The organism is Actinosynnema sp. NPDC059797, assembly GCF_042732085.1.
GTDB lineage: Bacteria > Actinomycetota > Actinomycetes > Mycobacteriales > Pseudonocardiaceae > Actinosynnema.
This window is the reverse complement of sequence record NZ_JBHWIE010000184.1, coordinates 1-14,770: the sequence shown is the minus strand read 5'-3', so window position 1 is coordinate 14,770 and position 14,770 is coordinate 1. Positions and strand designations below refer to the sequence as shown.

Sequence of the window (14,770 nt, the reverse complement as noted above, 5' to 3'; positions counted from 1 at the left end):
CCCGGGGTGTGGGCGGCAGGTGGTGGGCTGGTGGCCCCGCCCGCGCCGGGTGCGTGCGGGACCTCCTGTTTGTGCAGGTAGAATCACCGAACCGTGGACTCACGTACCCGTCTCCCCGTCGTCGGCATGATCGGCGGCGGCCAACTGGCGCGCATGACGCACCAGGCCGCCATCCCGCTCGGCCAGTCGCTGCGCGTGCTCGCCGAGTCGGACTCCGACCCCGCCGCGCTCGTCGCCCGCGACGTGGAGCTGGGCGGGCACACCGACCTGGAGGCCCTGCGCGGGTTCGCCAAGTCCTGCGACGTCGTCACGTTCGACCACGAGCACGTGCCCCAGGAGCACCTGCGGGCCCTGGCCGCCGAGGGCGTCAAGGTCCTCCCCGGGCCGGACGCGCTGGTGCACGCGCAGGACAAGCTGGTCATGCGCGTGCGGCTGGCCGAGCTGGGCCTGCCGGTGCCGCCGTTCGCCGAGGTGCGCGAGCCCGGCGACGTGCTGCGGTTCGGGGCCGAGCACGGGTGGCCGTGCGTGCTCAAGGCGGTGCGCGGCGGCTACGACGGCCGCGGCGTGTGGATGCTGAACACGCCGCAGAGCGCGCAGCGCGTGGTGCCCGAGCTGCTGGACGCCGGCACGCCGCTGATGGTCGAGCAGTGCGTGCCGATGCGCCGCGAGCTGGCCGCGCTGGTCGCGCGCTCGCCGTTCGGGCAGGGCGCGGCGTGGCCGCTGGTGCAGACCGTGCAGCGGGACGGCATCTGCGTCGAGGTGCTGGCGCCCGCCCCGGGCGCGGGCGAGCTGACCGAGCGGGCCCAGGAGCTGGCGCTCACCGTGGCCGCCGAGCTGGACGTGGTCGGGCTGCTGGCCGTGGAGCTGTTCGAGACCGACGACGGGCTCGTGGTCAACGAGCTGGCGATGCGGCCCCACAACTCCGGCCACTGGACCATCGAGGGCGCGCGGACCTCGCAGTTCGAGCAGCACCTGCGCGCCGTGCTGGACTACCCGCTCGGCGCGACGGACCTGGTCGCGCCCGCCGTGGTGATGGCCAACGTGCTCGGCGCGTCGTCGGCGCCGGAGATGGGGCCCGACGAGCGGCTGCACCACCTGTTCGCCCGGTTCCCCGACGCGCACGTGCACCTGTACGGCAAGGCGGAGCGACCGGGGCGCAAGATCGGCCACGTGACCGTGCTCGGTGAGCGGATGGACGAGGTGCGGGAGCGGGCGAGGCTCGCCGCGCACTGGCTGTCCGACGGCGTGTGGCTGGACGGGTACGACATCCACGGAGGGCAGCGGTGACGCAGGTCGGCGTGATCATGGGCAGCGACTCGGACTGGCCGGTGATGGGGGCCGCCGCCGAGGCGCTGGCCGAGTTCGGCGTGCCGTACGAGGTCGGCGTGTACTCGGCGCACCGGACGCCGCAGCGGATGCTGGACTACGCGGCGTCGGCGGCGTCCCGCGGGCTGAAGGTGATCATCGCCGGGGCCGGTGGCGCGGCGCACCTGCCGGGCATGGTGGCGTCGGCCACGGTGCTGCCGGTGATCGGCGTGCCGGTGCCGCTGAAGTACCTCGACGGGATGGACTCGCTGCTGTCGATCGTCCAGATGCCGGCGGGTGTGCCGGTGGCCACCGTGTCGGTCGGCGGCGCGCGCAACGCGGGCCTGCTGGCGGTGCGCGTGCTGGCGGCGTCCGACCCGGTCCTGCAGGGGAGGATGGCCGATTTCCAGGCCGCCCTGGCCGACCTCGTGCTGGAGAAGGACGCGGCGCTCAGGGCTGTTGCCGACGGCACAGCGGACAGGGGCGTGAACGCGCGCTAACATCCTGGTAGTACGCCCTACCGGGAGGTAACTTAACGTGGACCCGAGCTTCGGTACCTACAAGCTCGCCGAGGAGCACGAGGAGCTGCGGTCGGCGGTCCGCTCGCTGGCCGAGAAGGAGATCGCGCCGCACGCGGCGGACGTGGACGAGCAGGAGCGCTTCCCGTCCGAGGCGTTGAACGCGCTGGTCAAATCGGGTTTCTCGGCGGTGCACATCCCGGACGCCTACGACGGCCAGGGCGCCGACTCGGTCGCCACGTGCATCGTGATCGAGGAGGTGGCGCGCGTCTGCGCGTCGTCCTCCCTGATCCCGGCGGTGAACAAGCTGGGCACCATGCCGATCCTGCTGGCGGCGTCCGAGGAGCTGAAGCGCCAGGTGCTGCCGTCCATCGCGACGGGCGACGCCATGGCGTCCTACGCGCTGTCCGAGCGCGAGGCCGGCTCCGACACGGCGTCCATGCGCACCAGGGCGCGCCTCGACGGCGACCACTGGGTGCTCAACGGCAGCAAGAGCTGGATCACCAACGCGGGTGAGTCCACCTGGTACACGGTGATGGCGGTGTCGGACCCGGACGCGCCGAAGAAGTCGCAGGGCATCTCGGCGTTCGTGGTGCACAAGGACGACCCGGGCTTCGTGGTCGGGTCGAAGGAGCGCAAGCTCGGCATCAAGGGCTCCCCGACCCGCGAGATCCACTTCGAGGACTGCACCATCCCCGCGGACCGGATCATCGGCGAACCCGGCACCGGCCTGAAGACGGCGCTGCGCACCCTGGACCACACCCGGCCGACCATCGGCGCGCAGGCCGTGGGCATCGCCCAGGGCGCCCTGGACCAGGCCGTGGCCTACACCAAGGACCGCAAGCAGTTCGGCCGCTCGGTCGCCGACTTCCAGGGCGTGCAGTTCATGCTGGCCGACATGGCGATGAAGGTCGAAGCGGCCCGCCACATGGTCTACGTGGCGGCGGCGCGGGCGGAGCGGGGCGAGCCGAACCTGGGCTTCATCACCGCGGCGGCGAAGTGCTTCGCGTCCGACGTGGCGATGGAGGTGACGACGAACGCGGTGCAGCTGTTCGGCGGGGCCGGGTACACGCGGGACTTCCCGGTGGAGCGCATGATGCGTGACGCGAAGATCACCCAGATCTACGAGGGCACGAACCAGATCCAGCGCGTGGTCATGTCCCGCGCCCTGCTCAACGGCTGAGTCCGACGAGCCGCCCGTCGCCCCGGTCCGGCCGGCCCGGGACGGCGGGCGGTCGCGGGTCCGGCGGCGGGTGGTGCCCGAGGGGTCAGACCAGGGTCGACAGGTATTCGGCCAGGCGCTCGTAGCTGACGGTCGCGCCGTCCCTCATGCCGGTCGCCGTGGCGCGCTCGCGGGCCTCCGGGGACGGGAACCGCATCGTCTGCACGACCGTCGTCCGCCCGCCCTCGGCGATGAACTCCGTCGTGTTCACCGTCTCGGGCCACTCGGGGCCCCACGACTCGGTCTGCACCGTCCGGGACGGCGGGGTCACCTCCAGGTACTTCCCGGTCATCGACATCTCGCTGCCGTCCTCCCGGCGCCACACCATGTGCCACGCCCCGTCGGGGCGGAGGTCGATCTCGCAGACCGGCATGGTCCAGCCCTCGGGGCCCAGCATCCAGTGCACGACGTGCTCGGGCTTGGTGAAGGCGTCGAAGACGAGCTCGCGCGGCGCGTCGAACGTCCTGGTCATCGCCACCTCGACGGCGGACGGGGTGGTCCACACGACGGTGTCAGCGGTCATCGGTCTGCTCCTTCATGCGTTCGAGGTACGCGTCCAGGCGGCGGTGGCTCGCCTCCCAGAACCTGCGGTAGCCCGCGGCCCACTCGGCGACCTCGCGCAGCGGCGCGGCGTCCAGCGCGCACGGCCGCCACTGCGCGTCGCGGCCCCGGCTGATCAGGCCCGCCCGTTCCAGCACCTTGAGGTGCTTGGAGATCGCCGGGCCGCTCATCGGGAACGGCTCGGACAGCTCCTTCACGCTCGCCGGCCCCTCGGCCAGCCGGGCGAGGATCGCTCGCCTGGTCGGGTCGGCCAGCGCGGCGAAGGTGAGGCTCAGGGGATCGTCCGCCATCTCGTACCTAACCGTCTGGTTATCTAACTGATTGGTTTTCTACGTGGCCTGTCGAGTGGCTGTCAAGACCCGGGAGGTCGTTGAAAGTTCATATAGCTTGCAGGGGTCGACAGCACACGAAGGGGAGTCGTCAATGATCAAGGACGTGGCCGCGCTCGTCGGGCGGATCGGCCTCGGCGTGGTGTTCATCGCGCACGGCTGGCAGAAGGTCGTCCAATCCGGCATGGACGGCACGGCGGCCGGTTTCGAGGCCATGGGCGTGCCGCTGCCGACGCTGTCCGCCTGGTTCACGGCCCTGGTCGAACTGGGCGGCGGCGCGCTGCTGATCCTCGGCGTCGCCACGCCGGTCGCGGGCGCGCTGCTCGCGTTCGCCATGCTCGGCGCGCTGGTCATCGTGCACCTGCCCAACGGCCTGCTCGGCCAGGGCGGCTACGAGTACGTGCTCGTGCTCGCCGTGGCCTCGCTGGCGCTGGGGTTCAACCCGGGCAACCTCTCGGTCTCCCGGCTGGTGCGGGCGAAGCAGCCCGCCTGACCGGATCGCCTGCTCGGTCCTCACCGCTCGGGGAGCGGCGGCACGGGGATCGGGCAGGCGACGTCGAGGTGCCTCGGCTCCCGGTCGCCCGCGGCGCTGGTCGGGCCGTTGGCGCCTGGCGACGGCGGGCCCGCGCCAAGTGACCGTGCACGAGCCCGCCGAGCCCCTCGCGCCGCCTCCTGCCGTCGGGCCGCTCGCGAACGGGTGGTCCCGATCAGTCGGGCAGGTCCGCGATGCGGGTGGAGATGATCTCCAGGGTCTTCAGCTCGTCGGCGGACAGGTGGTCGAGGAACCGGTTCCGCACCGACCGCACGTGCCCCGGCGCGGCCTGTTCCAGCGCGGCGAAGCCGTCGTCGGTGAGGTGGTAGATGCTGCCGCGGCCGTCGTTGACGTCCTCGGTGCGCTCGAGCAGGCCGCGGGCCTCCATCCGGGCCGCGTGGTGCGAGAGCCGGCTGCGCGACCACTGCATCTTCGCGGCGAGGTCGCGCAACCCCCAGCGCCGGTCCGGTTTCTCGGACAGCGTGCTCAGCACCTCGTAGTCGGTCGAGGAGAGGCCGAGCGCGGTGAGGTCGCGACCCGTGCGCGCGGGCAGGACGGTGAGCAGGCGCCGGAACGCCCGCCAGGCCCGCTCTTCGTCGGGCGTCAACCACGGCACCTCGGACATGCCCCCATCCTGCCACCTTTGACATGTCAATGAAACCCGGGCTACGCTCGTTGACATGTCAAAGAAGCCGGTCGTCCGCATCCTGATGATCATCGCCAGCACCCGTCCCGGTCGGCTCGGTCCGACCGTTGGCGAGTGGTTCGCCCAGGTCAACCGGCACCTCGCGGTCGACTGCGCCGCCGAGATCACCACCGCCGACCTCGGGCAGATCGGGCTGCCCCTCCTGGACGAGCCCGAACACCCCTCCTCCGGCATCTACCACCACGAGCACACGCGGTCGTGGAGTCGCCTCGTCGCCGACGCCGACGCGTTCGTGATCGTCACCCCCGAGTACAACCACGCCATGCCGGCCACCCTGAAGAACGCCATGGACTACCTGTCCGCGGAGTGGGCGTACAAGCCGGTGTCCTTCGTCGGGTACGGCAACACCTCGGCGGGGACGCGCGGCGTCCACATGGCCGAGCAGGTCGCCACCACCCTGCGCATGATGCCGACCGGGGCCACGGTCGCCCTGCGCATCGGCGACCACGTCGGCGACGGGCGACTGCTCGACGACCCCGCCAGGGACGAGGCCGCGCGCAACGCCTTCCGGGAGCTCGTCCGCCTGGCGCGCGTCCTGCGCCCGCTGTACCGACCGGACGGCGAAGCGGTCGACCCGGCCGGCCCGCCGCCGCCGCTGCCGGGGGTGCGCCTGCGGCCCGCAAGTGCCGCCGACGCGGCGGAACTCGTCGTCCTGCAGCGTTGCTGCTGGGTCCAGGAGGCCGTCGCCAACGACGACTGGGGCCTCGGGCCGCTGCACGAGACGGGTGACGACGTCCGGGCTTGGGTGGACGACTGGGCGGTGTGGTGCGCGCGCCTCGACGGCCGGTTGGTGGGCGCCGTCCGCGCTCGCCGCGACGGTGACACGTGGGACATCGGGCGCCTGATGGTCGCGCCGGACCTCGCGGGCCGGGGGCTCGGCACCTGGCTGCTCCGCTTCGCCGAGGAGCAGGCGCCGGCCGGGGTGCGCGCGTTGCGGCTCCACACCGGCGCGCACAGCCACCGCAACATCGCCCTCTACGAGCGCTCCGGCTACCGGCGCGGCACCGCCCACGAAGGCGCCGTCTCGTTGACCAAGCCGGTCGTGGTGACCGGTGCGCCCTGACCAAGGCTCGGTGAAACCCCGCGGAGGTGTGCGCGGCGCGGCCCGGCGCCGACCGCAACGACCTCACCCGACCGCTGCCGCCGCTCGACGCCGTCCCGCCCGTTCATCGCCTGCCCGGCCACCTGCCGGTGCCCGCTCCGGCGCCACCGGCCACCGCGCCGGGAGCGCTCAGCCCACGAGGTCCATGGTCGTCTGCTCGGCGGTGCGGCGCGCGGCGAGCAGGTCCGGTGCGGCGTTGCTGCACTGCACCAGCGAACCGCCGCCCGCCAGCACGGCGAGGAAGCCGCCGAGCAGACCGTCCGGCATGGACCACTCCACAGTGGACAGAACGCGCGAGGTGGTCGTGATGCCCAGCGTTTCCGCGCGGTGGTGCGCCTCCGAGACCACTTCGTCCACAGTGGACTTGAGCAGCGCGGGCGTCGAGCCGGCCACCGGCTCCCACGGCGCGAAGTCGTCGCCGAACACCCGGATGTCGTCGTTGTAGTCCACCGGCGCGCCGCTGCCCAGCCCCATCGGGTGCAGCGACACCACCGCCGTCACCCCGGCCCCGGGCGCCGCGCCGCCGGGCGGCACCAGCGCCACCTTCGCGCCCGCCGGGTCGTCGGTCACCGCCGCGCCGCACCACCACGCGCCGAGCAGCACGCCCGCCGTCTGCCAGTGCGCGGGCAGCAGCACCGCCACCGGGTCGCCCGGCTCCACGTCGTGCTCGTCGCGCAGCCAGTTCGCCGTCTTCGCGGCCCAGTTCCGCACGGTCGCCCGGGACAGCTCCACCCGCGTGCCCGCGGCGTCGTCGTAGTGGGTGATCAGGGGACGGCCGGGGTTCGCCGCGAACAGGGGTGCGAACAGGGCATCCGTGACGGTCATGGACCAAGCGTGCCACGCCGGCCGGCTCCGGGCTCGCAGGACCCTGGTCGGAGGCGGAGCGGGGACGGGAGCCAGGGCCGGAGCCGCGGGCCGGAGCCGGAGTCGGAGTCGGAGTCGGGGGAACGTGAGCCGCGCGCCCGGCCGATCCCCTAGTCCACGCAGGGCGGGCCCTGGAGCGCCGCCCGCGCCCGCCCGTCCAGCGCCACCCGCTTCCCGCCGCCGAAGCCCTGGGTGGTCGTCGGGGCGGTGGTCGGCGCCGCGGTCGTCGTCGGCGCCGGCGTGCGCGTGGTCGTCTTCTCGCCCAGCACCTGCGCCACGAACGCCTTCACCTGCGCCGGGTCGACGGTCACGATGCTCTGGCCCCGCTCGTTGCGGACCCCGACCCCGGTCACCGGGATGGTCGCGAACTCCACGTTCCCGCCCGCGAGACCCCGCGCCTGCGCCGCGAACGTGGCCAGGTCGAACCCCTCGTCCACCACGACCGACTTGTGCACCGCGTCCAGCAGCCCCGACAGCCGCGCCGGGTCGGCCAGGGTGCCCGCCGACATCAGCTTCGCCATGGCCGCCGACATGAACACCTGCTGCCGCGTGATCCGGCCCAGGTCGCCGTTCGGGATGTTCTTGCGCTGGCGCACGAACGACAGCGCGTCGCCGCCCGAGATCGTCTGCACGCCGGCGCGGAAGTCAGCGCCCGAGTCCGGGTCCGACGTGGCCGCCTTGAGGCACACCTCCACGCCCCCGATGACCTCGGTGAGCAGGTAGAACCCGTAGAGGTTGACCTCCGCGTAGTGGTCCACCCGGACCCCGGTCAGGTCCTGCACGACCTGCACCAGCGCCCGCCGGCCGGCCTGGTCGCCCTGCCGGGACCGCTCGTCCAGCGGCACGCCCTCCGCCGCCAGCCGCTCCATGGTCCGCAGCTTCGTCAACCCGTACGCGCCGTTGATCTTCTCCTGGCCGTACTGGGGGAGGGTGACCCAGGTGTCGCGCGGGATGGACACGGCGTGCGCCTGGCCGCCGTTGTGGGGCACCCGCAGCACGATGATCGTGTCCGTGTTGAGCGTGTCGGTCGCCTCGGTGCGCAGCCGCCGCAGCACGTCGGCGGGCAGCTGCCTGCCCTGCGCGTCCGTCCGGCTGTCGCTGCCGACCACCAGGATGTCGGTGGCGCCGTCCTCCACGGGCGGCGCGCCTTCCTCCTCCTGGAGCATGGTCAGCACGTCGGTCTTGTTGACGCTCTCCTCGACCCGCTGGAGCGTGGCCCAGCCGTACCCGGACGTCGCCAGCACGACCGCGGACAGCAGCGCCACCAGCGTGCGCCAGATCACCACGGCGGCCTTCACCGGCGTTCCTCCCGACGTCGAGTCTGTCCGATCAGGCTAACCACCTCCGGCCGGTCGGACGCCGGGTCGCGCTGGAGGCGGGTTCAGTTCACGCAGACCATGCCGTCGGCGGTGATCGGCGGGGTGGAGCTGGGCGCGGAGGAGAGCGTCAGCCCGGTGTCGCCCACGGCCGCCGGGTCGGACTGCCCCGGTGGCGAGTAGTCCGCGCCGACGTGCACCTCCACCTGCCCCCGTGGCACGGTGTCGTCCTCGACGGCCTCGGCGTTACCGCCCAGGGCCGAGATCACCTTTTCGGCGCTCGCCAGCTCGCCCGGCGCGTGCCGCACCACGGACGTCTCCGCGTAGGCGCCGGTCTCGGCCTGGCCGCGGGTGAAGCCGCGCTCGGCCAGGATGTCCAGCACGGTGGCGGCCAACCGGGCGACGCCCGCCGCGTTGTGCACGTTCACGGTGATCGCCGAGCTCGGCGGCGCGGACGCGGTCGTGGTCGGCGCGGACGAGGACGTCGGCTCGGTCGCCAGGCCCTTGATGAACTGGCGCACCTGCGCCGGGTCGACCGGCAGCACGCTGCCGTCGCCCCACACGTTCGTCGGCGGGCCCACCGGGATCGTGCGGAACTGGATGTTGCCCGACACCAGCCCCTGCATCTGCTCGGCGAACTCGGTGATGTTCCACCGCTCGCTGAGCACCACGGACTTCTTCACCGCGGTCACCAGCTGGTCGAGCTTGACGAAGTCGGTCAGCGTGCCCGTGGACAGCACCTGCCGGGCCAGCGCGCCGATGAACACCTGCTGCCGCACGATCCGGTCGAGGTCGCCGCCCGGCAGCCCGCCGCGCTGGCGGACGAACGACAGCGCCTGCGCGCCGGAGATGGTCTGCCGGCCGGCCTTGAAGTCCGCGCCCGAGTCCCGGTCGCTGGTGTCGGCGTTCAGGCACACCTCGACGCCGCCGATGGCCTTGGTCACCTCGTAGAAGCTGGCCAGGTTGACCTCGGCGTACCGGTCGATGGTGACCGAGCCGCCGGTCAGGCCCTCGATGGTCTTGATCAGCGTGCGGCGGCCCGCCTGCATCGACTCGCGTTCGACGCGGTCCTCGTCGGTCACGCCCTGCTCGCGCAGCGCCTGCGCGGTGTCGTTGCGCTGCCGGGCCATCGCCGAGTTCAGCTTGTGCTTGCCGAAGCCGTCGGCGATCTCCACGTACGAGTCGCGCGGGAACGAGATGGCCACCGCGCGCGTGCCGTCCTGGGGCACGTGCACCAGGATCATCGTGTCGGTGTTCAGCGTGCCGTCCGCCACACCGCCGTTGAGCAGCGCCAACACCTCGTCCGAAAGCGGGTTGCCCTGCGCGTCGGTGCGGCTGTCCACGCCGACCAGCAGGATGTCCACCGCGCCGTCGAGGGGCTTGCGGGTCACGCCCTCGGTCTGCTCGGCCACCGAGGAGGAGATGACGTCGGTCGTCGTCATGCCCTCGTCGATGTCGCCGAGGTGGTACCAGCCGTACCACGTGACGACGAGCACAGCCGCCGACAAGAGCGCCAGCAGGGAACGCCCGGTGAGCACGAGCACACGCAGAGCAGCCGATCCACCGGCCGCCTTGGGCGGACGCACGTCCACTTGCCCTGCCTCCCCCGGGTGCCTTGCCAGTAGGCCAAGGTTAATCGCGGACGGGTGAAGTCCGCGCTGTTTTCGCTTGTATACGGGAGACGCTGTAACAACGCGGTGGGTTGCACGGTTAAGAACCGTGACAGACTTGGTCGCGCGTACCGCCATTAGGAGGCATCGAGCATGCGCGTACTGGTAACGGGTGGGGCCGGGTTCATCGGCTCGCACTACGTGCGGGAGTTGGTGGGCGGTTCTTACCCGGCCTACGCCGACGCCGAGGTGGTGGTGCTGGACAAGCTCACCTACGCGGGCAACGAGGCGAACCTGGCGCCGGTCGCGGGCAGCCCGCGGCTGCGCTTCGTCCGGGGCGACATCTGCGACCGCGAGCTGGTCGTGGACGTCATGCGCGGGGTGGACGTGGTCGTGCACTTCGCCGCCGAGTCGCATGTGGACCGCTCGATCACCGGGTCGGCGGACTTCGTGCTGACCAACGTGCTGGGCACCCAGGTGCTGCTCCAGGCCGCGCTGGAGGCCGGGGTCGCCAAGTTCGTGCACGTCTCGACGGACGAGGTCTACGGCACCATCGACGAGGGCTCCTGGACCGAGGACCACCTGCTGGAGCCCAACTCGCCGTACTCGGCGTCCAAGGCCTCCTCCGACCTGCTGGCCCGCTCGTTCCACCGCACGCACGGCCTGCCCGTGTGCGTCACGCGGTGCTCGAACAACTACGGTCCGTACCAGTTCCCGGAGAAGGTCATCCCGCTGTTCGTGACCAACCTCGTGGACGGGAAGAAGGTGCCGCTGTACGGCGACGGCCTCAACGTCCGCGACTGGCTGCACGTGGACGACCACTGCCGCGGCATCCAGCTCGTGCTGGAGGGCGGTCGCGGTGGTGAGATCTACAACATCGGCGGCGGCACCGAGCTGACCAACCGGGAGCTGACCGAGCGGCTGCTGGCGGCCACCGGCCGCGACTGGGACTCGTTCGTCGAGCCCGTCGAGGACCGCAAGGGCCACGACCGCCGCTACTCGGTCGACATCACCAAGATCAGCACCGAGCTGGGCTACGCGCCGCGGGTCGACTTCGCCGAGGGCCTCGCCGACACCGTCCGGTGGTACCGGGAGAACCGGTCCTGGTGGGAGCCGCTCAAGCAGCGCGCGGCCTTGGCCGGCTGAGGTGGCGCTCGCGCTCCTGGTGCCCGGCGGCCGCGGCCAGCTCGGGCGGGACCTGGTCGCCTCCGCGCCCGCGGACGGGCTCGTGCGCGCGCCGTCGTCCGCGGAGCTGGACCTGACCGACGACGCCGCCGTGGCCGACGCGGTGGCGGGCCTCGCCGCGGCGGCCCGCGACGCCGGGCTGCGGCCGGTGGTGGTGAACGCGGCGGCCTACACCGCCGTGGACGCGGCGGAGACCGACGAGGACCGCGCGTTCGCGGTGAACGCGACGGGCCCCGGCCTGCTGGCGCGGCGCTGCGCCGAGCACGACGTGCCGCTGCTGCACGTGTCGACCGACTACGTCTTCCCGGGCGACGGCACGCGGCCGTACGAGCCCTCCGACGGGACCGGGCCGCGTTCGGCGTACGGGCGCACGAAGCTCGCGGGCGAGGAGCGGGTGCTCGCGGCGTGGGACCGCTCGTGGGTGGTGCGGACCGCGTGGGTGTACGGGCGGCACGGGTCGAACTTCGTGAAGACCATGGCGCGCTTGGCGGGGTCCCGCGAGCAACTGTCCGTTGTGGACGACCAGGTCGGGTCGCCGACGTGGTCGCTCGACCTCGCGCGCGGCCTGGTGTCGTTGGCGTCGCTGGTCGTCGCCGGCGGCCCGCCCGCGCGGGTGCTGCACGCGACCAACGCCGGCGAGACCACGTGGTGCGGGTTCGCGCGGGCGGTGTTCGAGGAGCTGGGCCTGGACCCGGCGCGGGTGCTGCCGTGCACGACCGACGAGTTCCCCCGGCCCGCGCGCCGGCCCGCGTACTCGGTGCTGTCCGGGAAGGCGTGGGAGGAGGCGGGCCTGCCGCCGCTGCGGCACTGGCGGGAGGCGCTGTCCGAGGCGGTGGCGTCGCGCGCGGTGCCGTGAACCGCGCCGTGGGCAACGGTGTGAACCGCGCCGTGAGCGGCGCAGTGAGCAGCGGCGTGAACCGCGCCGCCAACCGCCGGCGGCGTGCTCGCGCGGGTCACGGCAGCGGGTACTCCGCGTGCACGTCGCCGTCGAACAGCCGCCAGTAGAAGGCGTTCAGCCTCGCCGCGTCGGGCGCGTGCCGGGCCAGGACCCCGGCCACGGCCGGCGGCACGTCCCCCGGGACGTCGCCGGCCGCGCACCGGCGCACGTACTCGTTGCGCGCCACCGGGACGGTCTCGGCCGGCACCCCGCACACCGAGGTCACCAGCCAGTTGACCAGCCGCATGGCGGCGTAGCCCGCGTCGTGGCCGGCGTTGCGCCGCACGAAGTCGCGCTCCTCGGCCGACAGGTCGAAGCGCGGCGAGGTGGCCAGCCCGAAGTCGGTGAGGTGGAGCCGCCCGCCGTCGACGCGCAGGTTGCCGAGGTGCCCGTCCAGGTGCAGCAGCTCGTGGCGGCGCAGCGAGGCCACGATCCGCCCCAGCTGCTCCTCGACCTCCTCGGCCTTGCCCGCCGGGTCCTCGGCCAGCCAGTCGACCGCCGGGCGGGGCAGGTGCTCGAAGAACAGCACCAGGCTGCTCGTCGCGGCGGCCAGGGCAGCCAGGCGGGCGCGCACGGCCGGGTGGCCGTCGAGCGTGGCGACGACCGCGTCGACGTCGGCGTGCTCGGCCGCGACGGGCGGGCGGCCGGGCAGCACCCGCCAGTGGTGGAGCAGCGGGAACGCCTCGGCCTCGCCGGCCAGGACCGCGTCGGTGAGGATCTCGTTGGCGGCCAGCTCGCGCCAGGCGTTGAACCCCGGGCTCGCGACGCCGTACTGGCAGAACACCGGCAGGCCGAACAGGTTCGCGGTGGAGCGGGGGTGCGCCAGCTCCAGGTCGGTCAGCGGGACGCGCTTGACGAACACCGGCAGGCCGCCGACGTCGAGCACCGCCGTGCCACCGCCCACGCCCGCGGTCTCCCCGGCGCCGACGAGCGCGGCCAGCCCGGTGTCGTCGTGCGAGGAGAGGAGCGCGGACAGCTCCTCGTGGCGGGCGCGCCTGGCGGCGGGCGTGGCGGCGGTCATGCTCCGATCATGCCCGTCCCCGGCGGGCCGTACCGTGGTGCCGCGATGGAGACCGTGACCCTGGCCGAGCGCCCCGACCTGGCGCAGGCGACCTACGACATCCCCTACCCGGACGGCTCGCCCGCGTTCATGCGCGGGAACCTGGCGTCGCTGCTCGTCCGGGGCGGGCGGGTGGTCCGGCGCTGGCCGCACCTGGTGGTGGCGGCGCTGGAGGACGGCCGGCCGGTGGCGCGGGGGATCGTGGTGCCGTTCTCGTCGGCCCGCGACGCGCTCCCGTCGGGGTGGGACGAGGCGGCCGTGTGGGCGGCGGAGGACGCGCTCGACGGGGTGGCGTGCGACGTGGCGTGCGCGTTGGAGATCGCGGTGCACCCCGCCCGCGCGGGGCGCGGGCTGTCGTCGGTGGTGCTGGGCGCGATGAGGTCGGCGGTCCGGGCGGCCGGGCTGACGTCGCTGCTGGTGCCGTTGCGGCCGCCGGACAAGGCGGCTGAGCCGGAGGCGCCGATGGCGGAGTACGCGGCCCGGGTGCGGGCGGACGGGCTGCCCGCGGACCGGTGGCTGCGGACGCACGTGCGGGCGGGTGGCCGGGTCGAGGGCGTGGCGTCGTGCTCGTCGACCGTGGCCGCGCCGCTGGAGCGCTGGCGGGAGTGGACCGGGCTGCCGTTCGACCGCGACGGGCCCGTGCAGGTGCCGGGTGCGCTGGCGCCCGTGCACGTGTCGGTCGCGCACGACCACGCCGTGTACGTCGAGCCGAACGTGTGGGTGCGCCACCCGGTCTGACCCGCACGGGTCAGACCTCGCGCCACTCCACGGCGGTGGGCCGCCCGCCGGTGGCGAGGAAGTCCTTCAGCGCGGCGGCCAGCACCTCGACCGGCACGCCGGAACCCGCCGGGTAGTCGACGTCCTCCGTGCGGTGCGCGGGCGAGCCCGGTTCGCCGCTCAGCACCGCGTAGTCGTGCTCCGGGTCGGCGTAGGTGAGGTAGCCGTAGCCGTCGTGGACGGCGGTGACCACGTCGTGGTCGGGGATCCGGGTGGCGCCCGGCGCGCCGAGCAGGCCCTCGGTGTCGGTGATGAGGTCGCGTTCGAGGTGTTCGAGCGTCGCCGGGCCGGCGCCGGGTTCGGCGAGGCGGGCCAGCAGCGCGTCCACGTCCTCCGGCGCGCCGACGCCCAGGCTGTCGGCGGCGTCGGGGTTGTCCGGGTCGGAGATCGGCCACACGGCCGTGAAACTCATGGGCGGCATCATGGCAGCGGCTGCGGTGGGTGACCACTCGAGGGGGGTGTTGGGCCGTTGGGGTGGGAGTGGTTCCCGGGGCTGGTTTTATCTTCGACCGATACGTGATCCTGTGCCGCATGGCCGAGCCCTCACCGGGTGCGACCGCGCCTCGCTCCGACAGCGAGCGTCAGCGGTTCCTGCGTCGTGTGTGCGCCGTGACCGGGTCACGGCAGGTTTCCTGGAGCGAGTTGAAGGAGCCCCGGCGCGAGGCGCGGGGCTCCTAGGGGCTGTCCTCAAAGCCAGATGAGCAGGGTGGCCAGGTCGAGCATGCCCCGGTAGGACACGGCGGTCT

At 73.2% G+C, this 14,770-nt stretch carries 16 protein-coding genes; 8 read left to right on the top strand and 8 right to left on the bottom strand.

What is annotated here, in order from left to right:
- Window positions 1–93: 93 nt before the first annotated feature.
- From ACFV4N_RS29380 to ACFV4N_RS29370, 3 genes are read left to right on the top strand one after another with little or no spacing between them, the layout of a single operon-like run.
- A complete protein-coding gene (locus ACFV4N_RS29380; RefSeq protein WP_499675859.1) occupies window positions 94–1,287 on the top strand; it encodes a 5-(carboxyamino)imidazole ribonucleotide synthase in 1,194 nt (397 codons plus the stop codon).
- Window positions 1,284–1,805, top strand: a complete 522-nt coding sequence (purE, locus tag ACFV4N_RS29375; RefSeq protein ID WP_499675858.1) for a 5-(carboxyamino)imidazole ribonucleotide mutase — start codon at window positions 1,284–1,286, stop codon at window positions 1,803–1,805. Before ACFV4N_RS29380 ends, purE begins: the two co-directional genes overlap by 4 nt.
- 37 nt (window positions 1,806–1,842) lie before the next feature.
- Window positions 1,843–3,006 carry an acyl-CoA dehydrogenase gene (locus tag ACFV4N_RS29370; protein WP_499675857.1) on the top strand — a complete coding sequence of 388 codons (1,164 nt, stop codon included), beginning with the start codon at window positions 1,843–1,845 and terminating at the stop codon, window positions 3,004–3,006.
- 85 nt (window positions 3,007–3,091) lie between these two features.
- Here ACFV4N_RS29370 and ACFV4N_RS29365 read toward each other — a convergent pair whose 3' ends face one another.
- Window positions 3,092–3,568 (bottom strand): SRPBCC family protein, encoded by a 477-nt coding sequence (locus ACFV4N_RS29365; RefSeq protein WP_499675856.1) that lies wholly within the window; start codon window positions 3,566–3,568, stop codon window positions 3,092–3,094.
- Complete coding sequence (locus ACFV4N_RS29360; protein ID WP_499675855.1) at window positions 3,558–3,896, bottom strand: ArsR/SmtB family transcription factor; 339 nt, start codon at window positions 3,894–3,896, stop codon at window positions 3,558–3,560. Before ACFV4N_RS29360 ends, ACFV4N_RS29365 begins: the two co-directional genes overlap by 11 nt.
- Before the next feature lie 133 nt (window positions 3,897–4,029).
- Here ACFV4N_RS29360 and ACFV4N_RS29355 point away from each other — a divergent pair, with 133 nt between their 5' ends.
- Window positions 4,030–4,428 (top strand): DoxX family protein, encoded by a 399-nt coding sequence (locus ACFV4N_RS29355; protein ID WP_499675854.1) that lies wholly within the window; start codon window positions 4,030–4,032, stop codon window positions 4,426–4,428.
- 214 nt (window positions 4,429–4,642) lie between these two features.
- Here the strand turns inward: ACFV4N_RS29355 and ACFV4N_RS29350 are convergent, their stop codons facing one another.
- The gene (locus tag ACFV4N_RS29350) at window positions 4,643–5,092 is read right to left on the bottom strand and encodes a MarR family winged helix-turn-helix transcriptional regulator (protein WP_499675853.1); all 450 of its coding nucleotides are present in this window, start codon (window positions 5,090–5,092) and stop codon (window positions 4,643–4,645) included.
- Between the two features lie 55 nt (window positions 5,093–5,147).
- Here ACFV4N_RS29350 and ACFV4N_RS29345 point away from each other — a divergent pair, with 55 nt between their 5' ends.
- The gene (locus ACFV4N_RS29345; protein WP_499675852.1) at window positions 5,148–6,236 is read left to right on the top strand and encodes a GNAT family N-acetyltransferase; all 1,089 of its coding nucleotides are present in this window, start codon (window positions 5,148–5,150) and stop codon (window positions 6,234–6,236) included.
- Between the two features lie 168 nt (window positions 6,237–6,404).
- Here ACFV4N_RS29345 and ACFV4N_RS29340 read toward each other — a convergent pair whose 3' ends face one another.
- The 3 genes from ACFV4N_RS29340 to ACFV4N_RS29330 all read right to left on the bottom strand — a co-directional run bounded on the left by ACFV4N_RS29340 (window position 6,405) and on the right by ACFV4N_RS29330 (window position 10,047).
- A complete protein-coding gene (locus ACFV4N_RS29340) occupies window positions 6,405–7,100 on the bottom strand; it encodes a TIGR03089 family protein (protein ID WP_499675851.1) in 696 nt (231 codons plus the stop codon).
- A gap of 149 nt (window positions 7,101–7,249) precedes the next feature.
- Window positions 7,250–8,437, bottom strand: coding sequence for an LCP family protein (locus ACFV4N_RS29335; RefSeq protein ID WP_499675850.1), 1,188 nt, complete (start codon window positions 8,435–8,437; stop codon window positions 7,250–7,252).
- 83 nt (window positions 8,438–8,520) lie between these two features.
- On the bottom strand, window positions 8,521–10,047 hold the full coding sequence (locus tag ACFV4N_RS29330) for an LCP family protein (RefSeq protein ID WP_499675849.1): 1,527 nt from the start codon (window positions 10,045–10,047) through the stop codon (window positions 8,521–8,523).
- A gap of 171 nt (window positions 10,048–10,218) precedes the next feature.
- On the opposite strand from ACFV4N_RS29330, the gene rfbB reads away from it, so the two are divergent.
- Window positions 10,219–11,211 (top strand): dTDP-glucose 4,6-dehydratase, encoded by a 993-nt coding sequence (rfbB, locus tag ACFV4N_RS29325; protein WP_499675848.1) that lies wholly within the window; start codon window positions 10,219–10,221, stop codon window positions 11,209–11,211.
- Window position 11,212: 1 nt separating this feature from the next.
- Window positions 11,213–12,106: a dTDP-4-dehydrorhamnose reductase gene (gene rfbD / locus ACFV4N_RS29320; protein WP_499675847.1), complete on the top strand. Its 894-nt coding sequence runs from the start codon at window positions 11,213–11,215 to the stop codon at window positions 12,104–12,106.
- A 97-nt stretch (window positions 12,107–12,203) separates the two neighbouring features.
- Here the strand turns inward: rfbD and ACFV4N_RS29315 are convergent, their stop codons facing one another.
- Window positions 12,204–13,208, bottom strand: a complete 1,005-nt coding sequence (locus ACFV4N_RS29315; protein WP_499675846.1) for a BUD32 family EKC/KEOPS complex subunit — start codon at window positions 13,206–13,208, stop codon at window positions 12,204–12,206.
- A gap of 45 nt (window positions 13,209–13,253) precedes the next feature.
- Here ACFV4N_RS29315 and ACFV4N_RS29310 point away from each other — a divergent pair, with 45 nt between their 5' ends.
- Window positions 13,254–13,985 carry a hypothetical protein gene (locus ACFV4N_RS29310; RefSeq protein WP_499675845.1) on the top strand — a complete coding sequence of 244 codons (732 nt, stop codon included), beginning with the start codon at window positions 13,254–13,256 and terminating at the stop codon, window positions 13,983–13,985.
- Window positions 13,986–13,995: 10 nt separating this feature from the next.
- On the opposite strand, the gene ACFV4N_RS29305 is transcribed toward ACFV4N_RS29310, so the two are convergent.
- Window positions 13,996–14,436, bottom strand: a complete 441-nt coding sequence (locus tag ACFV4N_RS29305) for an Imm1 family immunity protein (protein WP_499675844.1) — start codon at window positions 14,434–14,436, stop codon at window positions 13,996–13,998.
- Window positions 14,437–14,770 lie beyond the last annotated feature (334 nt).